The organism is Halobacillus sp. Nhm2S1 (assembly GCF_019599545.1).
Lineage (GTDB): Bacteria > Bacillota > Bacilli > Bacillales > Halobacillaceae > Halobacillus.
Map to the genome: position 1 here is coordinate 105,181 of NZ_JAIEZV010000004.1, position 17,938 is coordinate 123,118.

18 protein-coding genes are annotated in these 17,938 nt (G+C 41.5%); 4 read left to right on the forward strand and 14 right to left on the reverse strand.

What is annotated here, in order from left to right:
- Window positions 1-41 precede the first annotated feature (41 nt).
- On the reverse strand, window positions 42-1,667 hold the full coding sequence (locus K2225_RS16030; protein ID WP_220585663.1) for a BCCT family transporter: 1,626 nt from the start codon (window positions 1,665-1,667) through the stop codon (window positions 42-44).
- A 254-nt stretch (window positions 1,668-1,921) separates the two neighbouring features.
- Between K2225_RS16030 and K2225_RS16035 the strand changes: the two genes are divergently transcribed.
- Window positions 1,922-2,194 carry a hypothetical protein gene (locus K2225_RS16035; RefSeq protein ID WP_220585664.1) on the forward strand — a complete coding sequence of 91 codons (273 nt, stop codon included), beginning with the start codon at window positions 1,922-1,924 and terminating at the stop codon, window positions 2,192-2,194.
- 3 nt (window positions 2,195-2,197) lie between these two features.
- On the opposite strand, the gene K2225_RS16040 is transcribed toward K2225_RS16035, so the two are convergent.
- The 3 genes from K2225_RS16040 to K2225_RS16050 all read right to left on the reverse strand — a co-directional run bounded on the left by K2225_RS16040 (window position 2,198) and on the right by K2225_RS16050 (window position 4,781).
- A complete protein-coding gene (locus K2225_RS16040) occupies window positions 2,198-2,452 on the reverse strand; it encodes a hypothetical protein (RefSeq protein ID WP_146815281.1) in 255 nt (84 codons plus the stop codon).
- A 337-nt stretch (window positions 2,453-2,789) separates the two neighbouring features.
- The gene (locus tag K2225_RS16045) at window positions 2,790-3,212 is read right to left on the reverse strand and encodes a hypothetical protein (protein ID WP_220585665.1); all 423 of its coding nucleotides are present in this window, start codon (window positions 3,210-3,212) and stop codon (window positions 2,790-2,792) included.
- A gap of 141 nt (window positions 3,213-3,353) precedes the next feature.
- Window positions 3,354-4,781 (reverse strand): aldehyde dehydrogenase family protein, encoded by a 1,428-nt coding sequence (locus tag K2225_RS16050; RefSeq protein WP_220585666.1) that lies wholly within the window; start codon window positions 4,779-4,781, stop codon window positions 3,354-3,356.
- A gap of 146 nt (window positions 4,782-4,927) precedes the next feature.
- On the opposite strand from K2225_RS16050, the gene purU reads away from it, so the two are divergent.
- Both purU and K2225_RS16060 read left to right on the forward strand, forming a co-directional pair.
- Window positions 4,928-5,827: a formyltetrahydrofolate deformylase gene (gene purU, locus K2225_RS16055; RefSeq protein ID WP_370632769.1), complete on the forward strand. Its 900-nt coding sequence runs from the start codon at window positions 4,928-4,930 to the stop codon at window positions 5,825-5,827.
- A gap of 126 nt (window positions 5,828-5,953) precedes the next feature.
- Window positions 5,954-6,448, forward strand: coding sequence for a L,D-transpeptidase family protein (locus K2225_RS16060; RefSeq protein WP_220585668.1), 495 nt, complete (start codon window positions 5,954-5,956; stop codon window positions 6,446-6,448).
- Between the two features lie 41 nt (window positions 6,449-6,489).
- Here K2225_RS16060 and K2225_RS16065 read toward each other — a convergent pair whose 3' ends face one another.
- From K2225_RS16065 to mbcS, 3 genes are all read right to left on the reverse strand, one after another.
- On the reverse strand, window positions 6,490-7,146 hold the full coding sequence (locus K2225_RS16065; protein ID WP_220585669.1) for a reverse transcriptase-like protein: 657 nt from the start codon (window positions 7,144-7,146) through the stop codon (window positions 6,490-6,492).
- Between the two features lie 66 nt (window positions 7,147-7,212).
- The gene (locus K2225_RS16070; RefSeq protein ID WP_220585670.1) at window positions 7,213-7,638 is read right to left on the reverse strand and encodes a GNAT family N-acetyltransferase; all 426 of its coding nucleotides are present in this window, start codon (window positions 7,636-7,638) and stop codon (window positions 7,213-7,215) included.
- Window positions 7,639-7,727: 89 nt separating this feature from the next.
- Window positions 7,728-9,302, reverse strand: coding sequence for an acyl-CoA synthetase MbcS (mbcS, locus tag K2225_RS16075; protein WP_220585671.1), 1,575 nt, complete (start codon window positions 9,300-9,302; stop codon window positions 7,728-7,730).
- Between the two features lie 776 nt (window positions 9,303-10,078).
- Here mbcS and K2225_RS16080 point away from each other — a divergent pair.
- Entirely contained in the window at window positions 10,079-10,297 is a 219-nt protein-coding gene (locus K2225_RS16080) for a hypothetical protein (protein ID WP_220585672.1), read from the forward strand.
- Window positions 10,298-10,307: 10 nt separating this feature from the next.
- Here the strand turns inward: K2225_RS16080 and K2225_RS16085 are convergent, their stop codons facing one another.
- From K2225_RS16085 to K2225_RS16115, 7 genes are all read right to left on the reverse strand, one after another.
- A complete protein-coding gene (locus K2225_RS16085) occupies window positions 10,308-11,060 on the reverse strand; it encodes a GntR family transcriptional regulator (RefSeq protein WP_220585673.1) in 753 nt (250 codons plus the stop codon).
- Window positions 11,032-11,880, reverse strand: a complete 849-nt coding sequence (locus K2225_RS16090) for a YitT family protein (RefSeq protein WP_220585674.1) — start codon at window positions 11,878-11,880, stop codon at window positions 11,032-11,034. The genes K2225_RS16085 and K2225_RS16090 overlap by 29 nt, the downstream gene beginning before the upstream one ends.
- Before the next feature lie 334 nt (window positions 11,881-12,214).
- Window positions 12,215-14,080: a PAS domain-containing sensor histidine kinase gene (locus tag K2225_RS16095; RefSeq protein ID WP_255574622.1), complete on the reverse strand. Its 1,866-nt coding sequence runs from the start codon at window positions 14,078-14,080 to the stop codon at window positions 12,215-12,217.
- Window positions 14,081-14,248: 168 nt separating this feature from the next.
- Window positions 14,249-15,118 (reverse strand): DNA-3-methyladenine glycosylase family protein, encoded by an 870-nt coding sequence (locus K2225_RS16100; RefSeq protein WP_220585675.1) that lies wholly within the window; start codon window positions 15,116-15,118, stop codon window positions 14,249-14,251.
- Between the two features lie 359 nt (window positions 15,119-15,477).
- A complete protein-coding gene (gene pdaA, locus K2225_RS16105) occupies window positions 15,478-16,257 on the reverse strand; it encodes a delta-lactam-biosynthetic de-N-acetylase (RefSeq protein ID WP_220585676.1) in 780 nt (259 codons plus the stop codon).
- Between the two features lie 85 nt (window positions 16,258-16,342).
- Window positions 16,343-17,650 carry a Na+/H+ antiporter family protein gene (locus K2225_RS16110; protein ID WP_220585677.1) on the reverse strand — a complete coding sequence of 436 codons (1,308 nt, stop codon included), beginning with the start codon at window positions 17,648-17,650 and terminating at the stop codon, window positions 16,343-16,345.
- A gap of 111 nt (window positions 17,651-17,761) precedes the next feature.
- Window positions 17,762-17,911 (reverse strand): SE1561 family protein, encoded by a 150-nt coding sequence (locus tag K2225_RS16115; RefSeq protein ID WP_220585678.1) that lies wholly within the window; start codon window positions 17,909-17,911, stop codon window positions 17,762-17,764.
- Window positions 17,912-17,938: the final 27 nt, after the last annotated feature.

Genomic DNA, 17,938 nt, shown 5'->3' on the forward strand with positions numbered 1-17,938 from the left:
AAAAAGAGGTTTTCCTAAACTTAGGAAAACCTCTTTTTGTATTAATCCTGATCCGGTTTATCTTCCAGGGCTTCAAGAGCCGAACGCTTTTTCTTCTTCTTGCGGTTTTTCCAACGTCTAATATGAATCGTACTCGGTTCATAATCATCAGATTCACGAATATCTGTATTGGATGCTTTCATGAATGACCACGCGAGTAAGAACATAATCACGATCAGTGGGAATCCACCGACGATACTAGCTGTCTGCAATGTATCCAGTCCACCGAGGAACATAAGCGCAAGTGGCATCAAGCACAACGCGAATGCCCAGAAGAGACGGTTCCAACGTAAAGGTTCCCCTTCCACATTTTTCTGTACAACGGAAGCAAGAATGTAAGATGATGAATCGAAAGTCGTTGCAAGGAAAATAATCGCTAGGATGGTAAAGATCAATACCATGAATTTCGCTAACGGAAGTTGGTTGATGATTTCAACAATGGTCGCAGGTGCACCATTCGCATCCATAAATGCGATCGCATCGAACTGTCCTGTCAACTGCATATACAAACCGAAGTTCCCCATGATTCCGAAGAAAAGGACACAACCGAGTGTTCCGTATACCATTGTTCCAAGTACCATCTGACGAATTGTACGTCCTCTGGAAATACGTGCAACAAACAACCCGACAAACGGAGCGTATACAAGCCACCAAGCCCAGTAGAAAATGGTCCAATACTCAGGAAAGCTTGTTTTTTCAAACTGACCTAAATTACCGAACGGTTCCATCCAAGTGGCCATCTTAAAGAAATTATCCGCTAATATCCCCAACGCGTTGAACGTTGTCTCACTGATGAATCGCGTCGGTCCAAAGATGAAGATAAAGGCCAGCAGGAAGATGGACAGCCATAAGTTCACATCACTCAGGACTTTAATCCCTCGTTTAAGGCCTGAATATGAACTGATCGCAAAGATCAAAGTACACAATAACATAATGACTGTTTTCATACCTAAGTTTGCCGGTATACCAGTCAAACTATTGATTCCTTGTGCAATCATTGGTGTACCGAGGGCAAGCGTCGTTCCTGCTCCTCCCAATAGTCCGAACATGAATAACACATCAATAACGTTCCCAAGTGGGCCGTCAACAGAATCACCTAACACTGGGCGGACAGCCTCACTAACTTTAAGTACTGGTTTTTTTCGAACATAGTAAAAATAAGCAATCGGCAGAGCCGGCAATGTATAAATCGCCCATGCGATTGGTCCCCAGTGGAACATTCCATAGGCCGATGCCCATTGAATCGCCTCTTTGGATCCCGGTTCTATACCAAACGGGGGTCCCTGGTAATAATACGCCCATTCAATAACTGCCCAGTATAAAATACTGGAACCGATTCCGGCAGCAAATAGCATCGCCGCCCAAGAGAATGTATTGAACTCAGGCTTTTCTCCTTCGTCCCCTAGTTTAATCGATCCATTTTTACTAAAAGCAACATAAACAAGAAAAGCAAAAATAACAAAGCCCATAATCATATAAAGGACACCAAAGTTTTCCGTCATGAACGTATTTGCTTGTGATACAACCTCTTTACCGGCTTCCGGGAAAATGATCAGTGGTAACGTAACACCGAGCAACAACACGAGAGCGCCGATAAACGTCGGCCAATCAATTAATTTTGTTTTCAAATGACATACATCCTTTCTACTTCTTCCTTCATTAGTTTGTTCTGCACGAGGTAAATCATTCAACTTAGCGGGGGTATGTACGGAGAAAAACACGAGCTTCATTCTAACAAGTGTAAAGACAGAAGGCAAATGAGCATGTATGTTTAATACCCTATCTAGTAGAAAAGTAACGCAAATCTTGTCGTGGATTGACAAAAAGAAAATAAAAGTGGAAAGTAAAAAGAAATAAATCGTGGAGATGAGGTTGGGAAATCATGTCTGAACAGAAGAAAAAGTGGGATGATCGCCTGAATCCTTTACATTTCCCACTCTTTACAGCCATTCCTGTGGAAAGTTGGCTTACACTTAAGTCTTCTCCCTTTTCAGGTGTTGAAGTAACCTTATATATCCTTGGTGTGCTTTTTTTAATTTTTGCAGGAGCCATTGAAACAAACAGTGAGGAAGGAAAACACAGAGCCATTGGTTACATTTATTTATTGTCAGCATTAACATTCGGAAGTATTGGGCTGTTCAAATGGCTCACATAACTTCTAGATAAAAAACAACCAGGGAAGGATCATAGGTATCAAAATAATAATGGTAACAATTAGCCAAGCACTTGAATTTTCACTAGTTAGTTGTTTACGATAAGACATTCCCCAAGCTAAAAATAACAGAGCTGTCATCATAATGCTTCGTAAATGGAATTCTCCATCTTTATTGTTCATGAAAATATATACAGCACCTTCGGCGACAATCAGGATTCCGACGATGATATTAAAAATATGCGTAAACCATTTATTCATGGATCACAGACCTCCTTAAATCCTCAATTATCTATATCCTTTCCAAGTATATTACAACCTCATCCATAAGGAAAAGAACAAAACCATCCATGTACAAGGGCACCTTCACTCCCTTCTGACTAACTTTTTTCAACAATATGACACAATTGCAGAAAAATCATTTTCGAGATGTTTCGGTGTTCGTTTGCTGTGTGGAGAGTCAGGGCGGATGGAAAGCGAACCTTTTCCCGGAGTCCTTAAATTCACATAAACTCCTCGAAACTGAGTCTTCAAGTATAGGAAGCTGTTGGGAAGGATGGAGAAATTAAAAAACCGGTTGGAATGAAGTTCCAGCCGGCTAGAGTGTTTCGATTAATCCTTGGAGATCCTGGGTCATTTTATACATTGTGTCGCTCTCACGAAGAATTTCCCAGTAACCTTCGTAGAAGTAAACTTCCAATAAGGTATCTCCTTCACATGAAAGCTTAAGTGCCCCTTCCACTTCTGAAGTTGTAGATGATCCCTTTATTGGCGGGCTACTCTTCATTTCTTCCAAGAACTTGCGGACAGCATTTTCCTGCTCTAGTATGTATGCTTTTCTTTCTGTTCCTAAATCGTAATATGTAATCGTTACAGGTCTTTCATATTCACTCCAGTGATAAGGAGTAACATTATCTTGGGTAAACGCTATAGGGTTAAAAAAATACCTTTGATCGACGTATATGCAGGCACATAAAACAAGGATCAGAAGCCCACCAATAATGCTTAGTTTTTTTCTCATTCTTCCACCTCTTCACAAGTTCCATACAAATGAATCTACCTTTTATACGAACAATATGAGGGGAAGGTTTCATTCTTTTCAAAATACTTCCTTCTTTTTAAAAAGAGAAAAGGCGGAATATAGTCTCCGCCTTTTTTCATCTTATAATTTTGGATAGCCCAAAACTGTTTTCACCTCTAAATATTCTTCAATACCATAATCGCCCCATTCTCTTCCTATACCAGATTGCTTATATCCACCAAATGGTGCAGCGAAATCTGCTTCTGCATCATTGATCTTCACTCGACCTGCTCGGATGCTGGATGCAACCTTGGCTAGTGTCTGTTCATCTTCACCGAACACATAACCTGCGAGGCCATATTTAACATCATTGGAAATTTCGATGGCTTCTTCTATCGTGTCATAAGTAATCAAGCATGTGACCGGACCGAATATTTCTTCTTGGGCAATGACCATATCATTATTCACATCTGTGAACACTGTAGGTTTGGCATAATAGCCTTTGTCTAATCCTTCAGGCTTCCCTGTTCCGCCTACAAGAAGTGTAGCCCCTTCTTCTTGTCCTTTTTCAATATATGATTGAACGGTGTCCCACTGTTTTTTGGAAACCAATGGACCGATATGGTTATCTCCTTGAGGATCGCCGACAGGGAATTCTGGAAGCACTTTTTTAACAGCTTCCTCAAATGAGTCTTTCATAGAGGAAGGCACGAGCACTCTTGTGGCAGCTGAACAAACCTGGCCACTATTTGTAGCGATGTGACTGACTGCAGCACGAGCCGCTTTTTCAACATCAGCATCTTCAAGCACGACTAATGGAGATTTCCCTCCCAGTTCAAGTGCAACGTTAGCGATGCGTTCAGACGCGTTCTGCATGATTTTTTGACCTACAGCACCAGAGCCCGTAAATGATACAAAATCGATATCTGGATGTGAGCTGATGCCATCACCAATAACCGAACCCGAGCCATTTACTAAGTTGAAAGCTCCTTTAGGAACACCGACCTTGTCAAAGATTTCAGTTAATATGATGGCCGCAAAAGGGGTCAACTCTGCCGGTTTTGCAACCACGGGACTTCCTGCAGCAAATGCACTGGCGATTTTAGTTGAAATTTGGTTTGTCGGGAAATTCCATGGGGTGATTAAGCCACTGACGCCTACCGAATCCTTCATGACCGTATGGCCTCCACGATCTTCAATAAATGAAAAATCTCTTAACGATTCCGCCGCTTGGGAAAAATGATTATACCCCATCATATAATGAACGTTTTCAGAAATGGATTTTGGTGAACCCAATTCTTCCGTGATCGTCTCAATAATTTCTTCTTTACGGTTCTCATATTCAGCAGCTATGTTTTCGAGCATTTTGATTCTTTCTTCTTTAGAGGTTTGAGAGAAGGATGGAAAAGCATCTCGTGCCGCCTGCACTGCCTTATCCAAATCCTCCTTCGTTCCAAGACTAATGGTACCGATGACTTCTTCTGTTGCAGGGTTGATGACATCCTCTGTTTCATTACCTGTAGATTCTACCCACTCACCGTTTATATAATGCTTTAAATAGTTACGCATTTTCATTTCTCCTTTATAGAAAGAAAATTTTATTTTACTTGCTACATGGAGAATGTATCCGAATTTCCCCATTTCCAAACATGACCCTGCTTTCCAAACGGCTTTCACTCGACTATAATGGGGAGAACAAAAAGGAAGGATGAGTGTTGATGACTTCGACCAACCAACAAATTCAACATTACTTAACCAAGAATGAGGATAAAGCCCGTTTGCTCGTCAGTTGTCCAGATAAGCCAGGAATCGTTTCCAGTATCTCAACATTCCTCTACGAACACGGGGCAAACATCGTGGAATCGAATCAATTTACGACAGATCATGAAGAAGGGACCTTTTTCCTGCGGATCGTATTCGCTTCAGAAAATATGAAGTCCAAGGAAGAAACAATAAAAGCAGACTTCCATGCCCTTGCAGACCAATTTGAGATGACCTGGCGAATGACCTTCCTGCATGAACTGAAACGCACGGCTATCTTTGTATCCAAGGAACTTCATTGCTTGCGTGAACTTTTATATGAATGGGAAAGCGGTGACCTCGTGACGGACATTCCGCTCGTGATCAGTAACCATGAATCAGCGAGAGAAATTGTCGAGTCGTTTGGTATCCCTTTTTATTACATTCCGGCAAATAAAGAGATCCGTGAAGAGGTAGAAGAGAAACAGTTGGAGTTGTTAGAAGAGTACAATATTGATTTAATTATCTTAGCCAGATACATGCAAATCCTCACCCCTAAGTTTGTAGACAGTCATCCATCTAAGATTATTAACATTCACCACTCTTTCTTGCCCGCATTCATCGGTGCTAACCCTCACAAACGCGCCTACAAACGTGGGGTGAAGTTAATTGGTGCCACTTCCCATTATGTTACAGACGATCTCGATGAAGGACCGATCATTGAGCAAGATGTTATTAGAGTCGATCACAGGAACAGTGTGAATGATCTAAAGAAAAAAGGACGCTTAATTGAACGCAGTGTACTGAACAAAGCCGTTAAATGGGCACTTGAAGATCGTGTGATCGTTCATAAAAATAAAACCATTGTCTTATAAAGGCTTGCCTAGCAACAAGGACCTGACTGGTTACGTCAGGTCCTTTCTTCTGAGGAAATATTAGATAGGCAAATCATCTCTTTTCCCACATAAAATGGGTATAAGCATTTTATGTGGGGGGATAAAATGAATCACATCGTAAAAACAGGTGAAACCTTAGCTCAAATTTCAAAAGATTATCGTACGCCCTTGAGAGATATCCTGGCAGCAAACCAAATAGCAAACCCGAATATGATTTTCCCCGGTCAAAGAATCAATATCCCAGGTTTTCCAAACCCAGATACAATCCCATATCGAATTGAAGTATCTACAGCCAAACGTCGATTGCGGTTATACAAAGATGGTAGATTGCAGAAAGAATACCCGATCGCTGTAGGACGCATGCTTTCAGCAACTCCCGTAGGAAACTTCTTCATCATCAACAAAGCTCCAAATCCAGGAGGACCTTATGGAACGATGTGGATGAGTTTATCCAAACAGCATTATGGTATTCATGGGACTAATAATCCTTCCTCTATCGGAAAAGCCGTATCTAAAGGATGTATCCGGATGTTTAATAAAGATGTAGAAGAGTTAGCAAGAACCATCCCTCTGGGAACTCCTGTTACCATCACACCTTAATGAGAGCAAAAAGTCGATGGACATCCATCGACTTTTCACCTTTATTCCAACTCCGAACGACTTGTCACCTCTACTCCCTTCAAGGCTTGTGTAGCAAGTCTGTCCGCTTCTCCATTGTCTTTCCTTGAAATCACCTCGAAAGAAGGCACAATTCCCATCTGCTTTAGTTTTTCATCAATACGGTCCGCCCAATCATTCAAAACCTCTTCCATCGTCGGCCACTCATCATTCAGTTGTTTGATTACAACTTGAGAGTCTCCTAAGAACCGGACAGGTATATGATGTACCCCCATAAAATCCAATTCTTGAATCGCTAAATGTAAGGCTGCGTACTCCGCCTCATTATTTGTATCCAACTCATCAACAAGGGCATTCATTCGAAAACGCTTGGCTTTCCCACTTTGAGTATAATAGATGACACAACCCAAACCTGCCTTACGCTCCTTTATTTCGTATCCACCATCAAAATAGACAGTAATATCATGAGGTTCCGTTTCAAGATCATCCAAATATTTTTGTAAATCCTTCCGCTTCCATGTTGTATCATAATCGTCGATGAAGGTAATCGATTTGGCTCGTCCTGTCTTTTCCAGATCCTCTGTTATTAATAAAGCCTGTCCAATCGTCATCTCTTCTGACCTAAAGAATGCTTCCGTTTTCTTCGGAGTTTTATATGTAACTTCCAGTCTGATTTTCACCCAAACTCCACCCTCCCTAAAAGTTTTTCATGTATTTATTATGGTCTAATCATACGAGATTATTTTTTACAGTCGTTTGTAAAAACCTGTCGCTCTTCCCTCAAATCCAAAGGAGTGATAGATTTCATGAGCCTTCTTTCGTTCCGATCTGTTTCCACTATTCAACATAATGGTTTTAGCACCATTGGTGACCGCCCACTCCCCGGCTTTTTCCATGAGCATCTTCCCTATCCCTTTTCCCTGTTCCTTTTCAAGCACAACAAAAGCGATGACCCGCACGTGTGGTTCATCTGTATGATACGCTTCACTGAAAATCATCCCAATCATGCCAAGCAGTTCGTTATTCACCTCATAGACATAAGTTTGGTAATGTTTTTGTGATACTATGCTTTGCAGTCTATTTTTTATCTGGTTTTTACTTGATGGATAACCGAGGGCTTCCATTAGTGGAACCATCCCTTGCGCATCTTCAAGCTTAACACTCCGAATCATATGCCCCTCCTTCTTTCCTTACTGAAATTTCCTTTTCAGCATAACAAACCTGAAGGCCATCCTCGACCTTCAGGTTTGTCATCTTTCACTTATTTCATAACGTTCTCTTTTTGACGAAGCTCTACTCTTCGTATCTTTCCAGATGTGGTCTTCGGCAACTCCTGTATGAATTCAACTTTTCTAGGGTATTTGTACGGTGCCGTCAACTCTTTCACGTGATTTTGAAGATCGGAAACCAACTCCTCGTTTCCTTCAAACCCTTTTTGTAAGACAATGTAGGCCTTTACAACGTTTCCGCGAACTTCATCCGGGCTTGCAACGACGGCACATTCTTGGACAGCCTCATGTTTGACAAGAGCATCTTCTACTTCAAACGGTCCGATTGTATAACCTGAACTAATGATGATATCATCACTCCTGCCTTCGAACCAAAAATAACCTTCTTCATCCTTTTTAGCCTGATCACCTGTCACGTAATAATTGCCTCGGCGGGACATCTTTGTACGCTCAGGATCTTTATAATACTCTTTAAACAAGGCGGGGGTATCCAGATGGACGGCAATGTCTCCTACTTCACCAGCTTCTACAGGCGTTCCCATTTCATCAATGATTTCGACCTGATTTCCTGGCGTCGGCCGTCCCATAGAACCAGGGCGCACTTCCATATCTTTCATAATACCAACAAGGAGCGTATTTTCTGTCTGGCCGTAACCATCTCGCACCGTTACATCATAATGTTTTTGGAACGTGTCGATGACTTCGCGATTTAATGGCTCTCCTGCAGATACGGCACTGTGCAGACCCTCTAATTTATATTCAGATAGATTGTCTACCTTAGCCATCAAACGATATTCAGTCGGGGTACAACAAAGAACATTCACGTCATGCTCATCCATCAAGCTTAAATATTTTTTAGGATCGAATTTCCCTTGATAGATCAGACCTTGTGCACCTGTTCCGAGCACAGAAAGGAAAGGACTCCATATCCACTTCTGCCATCCCGGCCCTGCTGTCGCCCAAACCGTATCTCCATCTTGAATCGCCAGCCATTTATCAGCCGCCGTCTTCAAATGGGCATATCCCCATCCATGTGTATGGACCACACCTTTCGGATTCCCCGTCGTTCCAGAGGTATAAGAAAGGAATGCCATATCGTCTCTAGAAGTGTCCGCAAGCGACAACTCCTCACTATGGTCATCCATAAGAGAATCAAGGTCCCGCCATTTTTCCTTCGCCCCGCCTACAGAAAAAGTAATCAAATCATCAAATTCATTAACACCATGGAATTGGTCTGTATAGGGGAAATAGCTGATGACACCACTCACTTCTCCGTGTGAAATTCTATACTGTAAATCCTTTGTTCTCAGCATTTCCGAACTTGGAATAACGACAAGTCCTACTTTAAGCGCCGCGATATACACTTGATATGCTTCAATCAAGCGAGGGATCATAACGAGGACTTTATCCCCTTGCTTCAATCCTTGTTCAAGGAAAGCGTTTCCAATTTTGTTCGCATTTTTCATTAACTCTTCATATGTAACTTCTTTTTGGTCACCTTGCTCATTCAACCATAGCAAAGCTTTTCTTCCCGTTTCTTTTGCGTACTTCTCCATCTCAGAAACGACATTGTACCTTTCAGGAGCAATCAGTTCTTCTCTCTTCATATAGCGGCCTCCTTTATTATGAGCGACTGTTCAGTTTGTCCATATCTATTATAGCAATTTTTCTTAATATTTCAAATAATGAATCATAAATAATTATACTACTAACGCTCCCGTTTGTTGAAGACTAAGTTTCGAGATGTTTGTGTGATGCTAGGGGCTCCGGGAAAAGGTTCGCTTTCCATGGGGCGGGCGGTGAGCCTCCTCAGGCTACGCCTTCCGGGGTCTCACCTGTCCCACTCGTCCCATAGGAGTCTCACCGTTTCCCTCCGCCCCTCTATCAAATAAGTGTCACGAAACTACTTTTGTTTTCGTACCTAAGGGAGTCGCAGGAGGATATACTTGTCAAGCAAGGATCTAGATTGTGAAATATCTATATAGAGATCTTTATAACTAGAAAGCAGTGGTTTTGGAAATTGATCTACCCTGTATTTGGGTTCCACTCCTCACATCCATACAAGCTGATTTTCTGGAAGTGGTTTCGAGAAACTTCCTTGGCAAAGGGGCGGAGGGGAATGGCGAGACTCCTGCGGGAAAAGAGTGCTAGGTGAGACCCCGCAAGGCGTCAGCCTGAGGAGGCTCATCGCGCTCCCGCGGAAAGCGAGCTATTCCCCTCCGCCCCAACCACTCAATAAAAGTCTCGGAACTGAGTCTTCAACAATCCTGCCAGTTAGTTGAATAAAGAGGAGTATTTGAGGGTATGGTACATATACTTGAATTGACAAATTATTTTAACTTTTCATATAATACGTGTAAGCATAAACAGGGAGTGATCATCAGTGGAAGCTCGCCCCGTTCGTAAACAGCTTGGACTAAGCAAGTATCAATTATTTCTCATATCCGCCATCATGGTCGTTGCATTCTTATCTGTATCCATGATTACCAAGAACTTCAATTATACGCTGGCTTCGTTGATCACAGTCATTGTCATTAACTTCAGCATCTTACTTAAAACAGTTCGCCTACAAAGAAAAAGAGCCTTTAAATCTGGACAGTAATCGTCCTGAATTAAAGGCTCTTTTTCTGTTCTTCTATCCTGTTTTTCCTCTGACTTATAGACATGTAGTTCAAGCTCTTCTCCATATGCTGATCGATCAATTGGAGCAAGCGGGTCAAGTCTTTATTTTTTAATGCTTCGAGCAAGCGTTCATGTTCTTTAAAGCGCTGTTTTTCGTATAGGTCTTCATCTACAAACACATCGTACAACATAAGATATACATTGATTTGATTAAGGATTCGTTCCGTAAAGTCAATCAAAAACGTATTTTTTGTTTTTAACGCAAGGGTCATATGAAATTGCTTGTTTACATCCAGGTATTCCAGGATATTTCGTGTTTCGTAGGTTTCTCTTTCATGTTCAATCCATTCTTCCAAGTGAACGAAATCTTCTTCATTCATCTGGTCAAAGATTTGTTCAAGGGTCATCTTTTCTAAATGACGCCTCATATCAAAGGCTTGTCTAATTTCTTCAAGCGTAGGTTCCACGACAAAGGCCCCACGATTGGAATAGATTTTCACCAACCCTTCCTCTTCCAATTTTTTCATCGCGTTGCGGATTGGGGTTCGTGAAACTTGCAATTCTTTTCCAATCGTGTTTTCGACAAGCTGGGTACCCGGAGGTAGATGGCGAAACAAAATGTGGTTTTTCAAGTATTCGTATACGTCATCCGTTCTGGATTGACGCTCATTGAGCGTTTCTGTAAACGTACGGTTCTGGATGTTATCCCACCTTTTATGCCAAGCGTTTAAAGTTTTCTCCAAGAATTTCATTCATGGAGTGAACGGTTATGAAGGCTTGTTCGTCTACTGCCGTCATATATTTTTTTAGCCTTGTATAGTCTTTACGGCTTAGGATCGTCGTAATAACTTCTTTGTCTTCTTGATTAAAAGCACCCTTCGCCTGATGAATCGTAGCGCCTCGTCCCAGTTGATTGACAATGAAATAACGGACTAATTCACTTTCTCGACTAATAATAACAATTTCTTTATTGTCTTCAAATTGCTGCAGCATGTAGTCAATAACCAGGCCATTCAAAATGACCCCGAAAAATGCGTACATTCCGACCGTTGGTCCGAAAAGGAAGATGGATGATGTTGCAATCGCAATATCGGAAAACAAGACCCCTTTTCCGACTTCAACAGAAAAGAATTTATTCAGGATCATAGCTAGGATATCTGTTCCACCGGTAGAGGCTCCCTGATGGAAAACAAGTGCCATTCCTGATGCCGCGATAATCTGACCGATAATCAACTGAATGAGTAGATCATCACTTAAAGCTTCCTGCATAGGGAAAAATGCTTCCAGCCCCCATACCATAAAGGAAAGAGCGAAACTTGCATATATGGTTTTCAGGCCAAATTGAAAGCCTAAGAATATAAAGCCGACAATAAAGAGTATAACGTTCAAGAAAATCATAATCATTCCTAGCGAGAGATCTGGAATGACTTTATTCAGTACGATCGAAGCACCACTTACTCCTCCTGTGGCAAGATCGTTTGGTGATAGGAAAAAATGGACATTGATGGCGACTCCGAGCGCACCTAAGTTCATTAATAGAAAAGACCATACTTTTTTAAGCATCAGAAAGCCTCCTTTTATGTGTAAATCGGTTGGAATTTGTCGAACGAAAATTGTAGTACAATCGGGATTATAGAGCCCATAAATACGTTTGTAAACAGCTTTGATTACAAAAAAATAATTTATTTAATGTAAGCGATTGAATGTGGAATTTTCTAATAATAATAAAGGGTCAAAGGCTAAAATTTCGAAATTTAATGAATCCTGATGGCATATAAGGAAATTAGTCACTTTCTGCATATAAGGTTTCCGTTAGTCCTTTGGGTAATAGTAAATGTTCTCACCTCAAAACAATAAAAAAGCATCATCCCTTTGGATGATGCTTTTTCTGAGAATTTTATTTTGGTAAGGTTACGGTAACTGTTGTACCGGTACCTTTTTGACTCTCGTATGATATTTCTCCATTCAGGTCTGAAACAATCTTCTTCGTGACCATCACTCCTAAACCAGTTCCTTTTTCTTTAGTTGTAAAGAAAGGTTCACCGATTTTGGCAAGCTCTTGTGGTGTTAAACCAGGTCCATTGTCTGAAACGGAAAGCGTTAGGTTAGAGCTGGACATCTGTATGCACACACGAACCTCTCCCCCTAGATCCACAGCGTCAATAGCGTTTTTGACAAGGTTGATAAGAATTTGATTCAACCGCTTCGGTTCCGTTTCAAATGTGTCCTGGATGGGATCACAGTCAAACAGGAGATATATTTGCTTTTCATTCGCTTCTGGTTCAAGCAGCCGCAATACATAAGAAACCAATTGTTCAGGATCTACCTGCTCAAGCTGAATCGATGATTTCGGCTTGGATAGCATCATGAAATCCTGAACGATGGCTTCAATACGATTGACTTCGTCGAGGATAATCTCTTGATAGTTATCCCTCAATTCAGGATTAGCTGCCCCAATTTGCAGAAACCCTTTAATCGCAGTCAACGGGTTTTTGATTTCATGAGCAATACCAGCAGACATTTGAGTAATTGTAGAGAGCTGTTGGGATTTCTCTTTAAGCTCTAACATCTCTTTGTATTCTGTTACATCCTCATGAATACCAAGAACATAAGAATTTCCATAATATTCAACAGGAAAGCCTTTCGTACGAATCCATTTCGTTTTTTCTTCAGCACCAGAAAGACGAAATTCTATTTCACTTTCTTTTTTTGCCATCTCATCTAGAGCTGTCCTTAAAGAGGCACGGTCCGATTCGTGAACTTTTTCCATAAACAAGTTCGGATCGAGGAAAGCTTCCCGACGGGAGATGCCGAACATCTCCTGAAAAGCTGGACTGACGTAGTGGAGTTCCTTGAAGTCCGGCCGGCTGATCCAGAAGACATCCTTAATGTTATTGGCAAGCAATGCAAACCTTTCTTCCGAAGCCTTCAAGGCTTTCAATTGATTCTTGTATTCTGTGATGTCCTGGAGAAAGACAGTAATCCCCATTTCCGTAGGATGAACAGTAACATGGACATCTGTATTGGTTTCCTTAAGATACCCCTCAAACTCCACAGTCTCTTGAGTTTCCATTGACCTTAAATACTGTTGAAAGAAATGATAGTGCTCACGTATTGGGAATATATCCCACAACTTCTTGAAATAGTTTTGGAAGAAAGGGACTTCTGTCATCTCTTCCATTTTGGGATTGGCATACGTAACTTCCCAATTGTGATTGATCAATGCCAGACCATGTGGAAATTTATCGACAAGGTGCATCATTCTTTTTTTCATGGGAGAAGACTCCGATCCAAACATGTGTATCATATTTCGGTGGTTTTGATAACCAACACTTTGGTTTAAAGACAATGTGGTTTTTTCTTGCTGATTCGAAGAGAGAGTCATGGAGGCAGGGCCATCGACCAGGTCCTTTATACTTTTCAAGGAAAAAGCAATCTGACCATTTGTCAAATGAACCATTTTGCATTGATATTTATGCCTGTTCGCATCTGTCAACTGGACAGACGATTCTCTGAGCCCATCTGTTAAAAGATTATGCAAAACCTGCTGAAGGCGTTGCTGTCCCGTGTGAGCAAAACTGCGGATCCACTGAGAGAACGACATGTCCGACTCTTGCAGTTGAAGTGTTCCTTGCATTTGCTGATTAAGCGTAACTGTTTGAAGACGCAAATCCAGTAAACATGCAGGTGTACCATTCAAACTTAGAACATCCAAAATTTCGCCGCTATGCACTTGGTCAGAATACCTCTCTCTAATTACCAATATTAAGACCTCTTTCCTTTTAGCCGTTCAATATTTTCCAGTACGGTTATCATTATAACGTAAGCCTTAACAATTTTGAATATTTTCAAAACAATTCACCCATTATTTTTGTATTTACTACAAATTATGAGGTAGAAGACAAGTTTATGACCATTTTCTTGTATCTTTTCATCCTTCGATGCTTCTCCATAGCGTTAATGAGGCGTAACTCAAATACGGCTCCCATTCCTTACTCCAATTCTCCATTTGCTCATATGTCGGTTTGGTTTCCAAGTTGAAATAAAGCTTTAGTGCATTTTGAATGCCGATATCGGCTTTTGGAAAAAGATTCGGTCGGCCAACACCGAACATCATCCAATTTTCTGCTGTCCAAGGCCCAATCCCTCTAACTTTAACCAGTTGCTTCATAATTTCCTTATCTGATTCATTTGCTAATGCTGCCAAATCCAGCTTCCCATCCACAATTAAACGTGATGTATCAATAACATATTCTGCTTTTCGCTGACTGAATTGCAATTCTCTTAACGTTTCATAAGGGGTTTCGGCTACAGTTTCAGGGTCTGGGTAAAACCATACCCCATCCTTTTTTGTTCCCAGTGTTTCCACGAACCGAGTACTCAACGTATAAGCGAATTTCATATTCAACTGCTGGTGGATGATGACTTTCATCAAACAGTCATAAAGATGAAAATCCTTGACAATCGGTGTGCCTGGATGTGCCTGGAACATTGTTTTCAAATTGGTATTCAAGAAATGGTGATGCACTTTTTTTATATCTGTATCCCATTGAAATAAATCAGATATATGAGAGAGCAACGCTTCTTTATCTTCCTCACTGTCACTCGACACTTCAAAAGAAGGATCAGCGGTTGTGCCGAGTCCCTGGACACGGACAATGTGATGGTTTCCTCCTAACTTCACTGGAACATCGACCCAACGCTCTTCCCGGTTTATACGGGTTAGAGGGTCAAACGCCCATCGAAGCAATGTGTAATCAAAATCATAAAATGTATGTGCTTTAAACTTTTCTTTCCACAAACTGTTTTTCCTCCCTTTTGTCGGACGATTTGTTTATAATTTGTTAAGAATGGGAACTATGCCCTAATATCCTCTTTTACTCATTTCCATCTTCATTCCTTTTCAAACATTCTTCTACATCCCCATACATTTGTCCACCTGCAATAATTCTTATCCCTAGACTGCTCCTCCGATTTGAAAATGCCCTTATTCTTGGAAGTCTCCATTTCGAAACTCTCATGTGAGTGAGGGATTTGAGGAATCGGCTCACTTAATGAGGACAGGTCAAAAAATAGAGAAGTTGCGTCACGGTACCTTATAACTCCTACAATATAAATGAAAAAGAAAAACCACCACACGGAATGTGCAGTGGTTTAGTTTTAGAGGCCCCAAACAGGAGCAGGAACCAACTGTTTAATCATGAGATCATTCAAGCTTCCAAACCTGTATCCTCTTTTTCTAAGTTCATCAATAAGTTGAGACAAAGCCTCCGCATTATCCTGTGAAACGGTGTGTAGAAGGATGACGGCTCCTGGATGGATTTGATCGATGACACTCCTATAGGCATATTCCCAACCGCGTTGTTTATCTGTTTCCCAGTCCACAAAAGCGAGGGACCAAAAGGCATGCGTGTAGCCAAATTCTTTCGCCCATTCTAATGTTCTCTCATTAAAAGTTCCACGGGGCGGACGAACAAAAGTCATCACTTCCTGATCAGTCAACTCTTTGACGGCCTGGTCCACTCTTTCTAACTCTTGCTTCATTTTCTCTTTCGATACTTTTGTAAAGTCAGGATGGCTCCAGGAATGATTCCCGATCAAGTGGCCTTCTTTCGCCATTCGCTTTAGAAGTTCCGGTGCGCTTTCAATATAATGACCGGTAACAAAAAAAGTAGCGGGTACATCTTTTTCCTTCAATACGTCGAGCACTTGACCTGTGTATCCTTGTTCATAACCGTTATCAAAAGTCAAATAAACCACCGGGTCACCAGAAGGATCTACATAAAAACCATCATATTTCTCAATCATAGGCCCGTACCTTCCGACGTCAGGAACGGAACCATCTTTCTTTTTACTAAACCCCCAGCCTTCTGCTAATGTCTGGTTTGGCAAAATCAAGAGGAATAACGCCATGAACAAGGCGAATGTTCTTTTCCACATCACGTACCACTCACTTTTTTCTTAGTATGTGTGAACATCTGGTGAATATAAAAAAAGGCAGGTGGGAAAATTACCCACATGCCTTTTATAAAAATAGCGATGCCGCCCATCCGAAGATGAACAGTGGAATGTTGAAGTGTAAGAATGTAGGGACACAAGTATCCCAAATGTGATTGTGCCTTCCATCCGCATTCAGACCAGATGTTGGTCCAAGTGTACTATCAGAAGCAGGAGAACCAGCATCACCCAGAGCTCCAGCCGTTCCTATTAGCGCAGCTGTTGCCATTGGTGAAAACCCTGCTGACAAACAAATCGGCACGAAAAGTGCGGCCAGAATTGGAATGGTGGCAAATGAAGAACCTATCCCCATCGTGACAATCAACCCGACAAGTAACAGTAAGAAAGCGATGAATGCTTGGTTATCACCGAGATAATCGGAACTGACTTCGACAAGAGCTGATACAGACTCAGTTTCTGTCAGTACGTTTGCATAACCCGCTGCTACTAACATAACAAAAGCGATAAAGCCCATCATCCCGATTCCTTCATTCACTACTTTGTCTCCTTTGTTATAAGGAACAACGCGGAAGATGAACATAAGGATAATTCCCGCGAGTGCAGCTAGAATAAGATTCTGCCATACCGCTTGAATGACAAGGGTGACTACGATTGCTACAAGAGTCCAGAAGTGATTAAGGTTAAATCCAGTTGATTGTACTTTTTCGACTTCAACCCCGTTCCCTTCTGCATCCACATCCGGCAAGTCACGCTTCTTCCGATACGTAATAAAAATGGCAATCAAAAGACCGACGATCATCCCTGAACCTGGAATGATCAAGGATTGAGCGATCGAACCAATGCCAAGGTCGATTCCACTGGTGCTCATGGATGATTGAATCGTTTCATGGAAGATATATCCAAAACCGATTGGCAGCATCACATAAGGAGCCTTCAAACCAAAGGTCAAGGCTGCAGCAACAGCCCTGCGGTCCAATTTCATTTCATCAAACAATTTTAGTAGCGGTGGAATTAAAATAGGAATAAAAGCAATGTGTACAGGGATTACATTTTGGGACAAGCTCGCTACAAATGCGATGACAAGTACCATCATCGTACGTTTATCTTTTAAAACTCGGAGCAGATAACCAATAAGCAGTGATGTGATTCCAGAATAGCTGATGGCTACTGCAAAAGCTCCTAACAATATATAACTAAGCGCCACGCTTGCCTGTTCACCCATACCGCCAACAAGCAGTTCTAAGGAACTCACCAAGGTTTCCCCATTCATGAGGCCGGCAGTCAAACCTGCGGCAAGAATAGCGATAATGACATTCACACGTAATAAACTTAAGATTGTCATTACCAGGACAGAGACGACAACTGCCCATGCCATAAAACATTCTCCTCTCATTCTTTTCATGCATTAACGATTTATCATGATAAAGCACGAACGTGAAAAAATCAACCCTCAAATGAATTGAGAGTCAATTCTGACGATCACCGTTTACCCCATGTTTTTTTCAAGATCTTCCAACATGGAAATCAGACGATCAATATCTTCAACAGACGTTTCTTCCGGGTCCAACTTCTCAATACGTCCCATAAAATCCGCCAGGCGCACTTTCAGATCTTCAATCCGTTCTTGTTGTGACATTCTTCTGCACCTCTTTTCTTTATACTT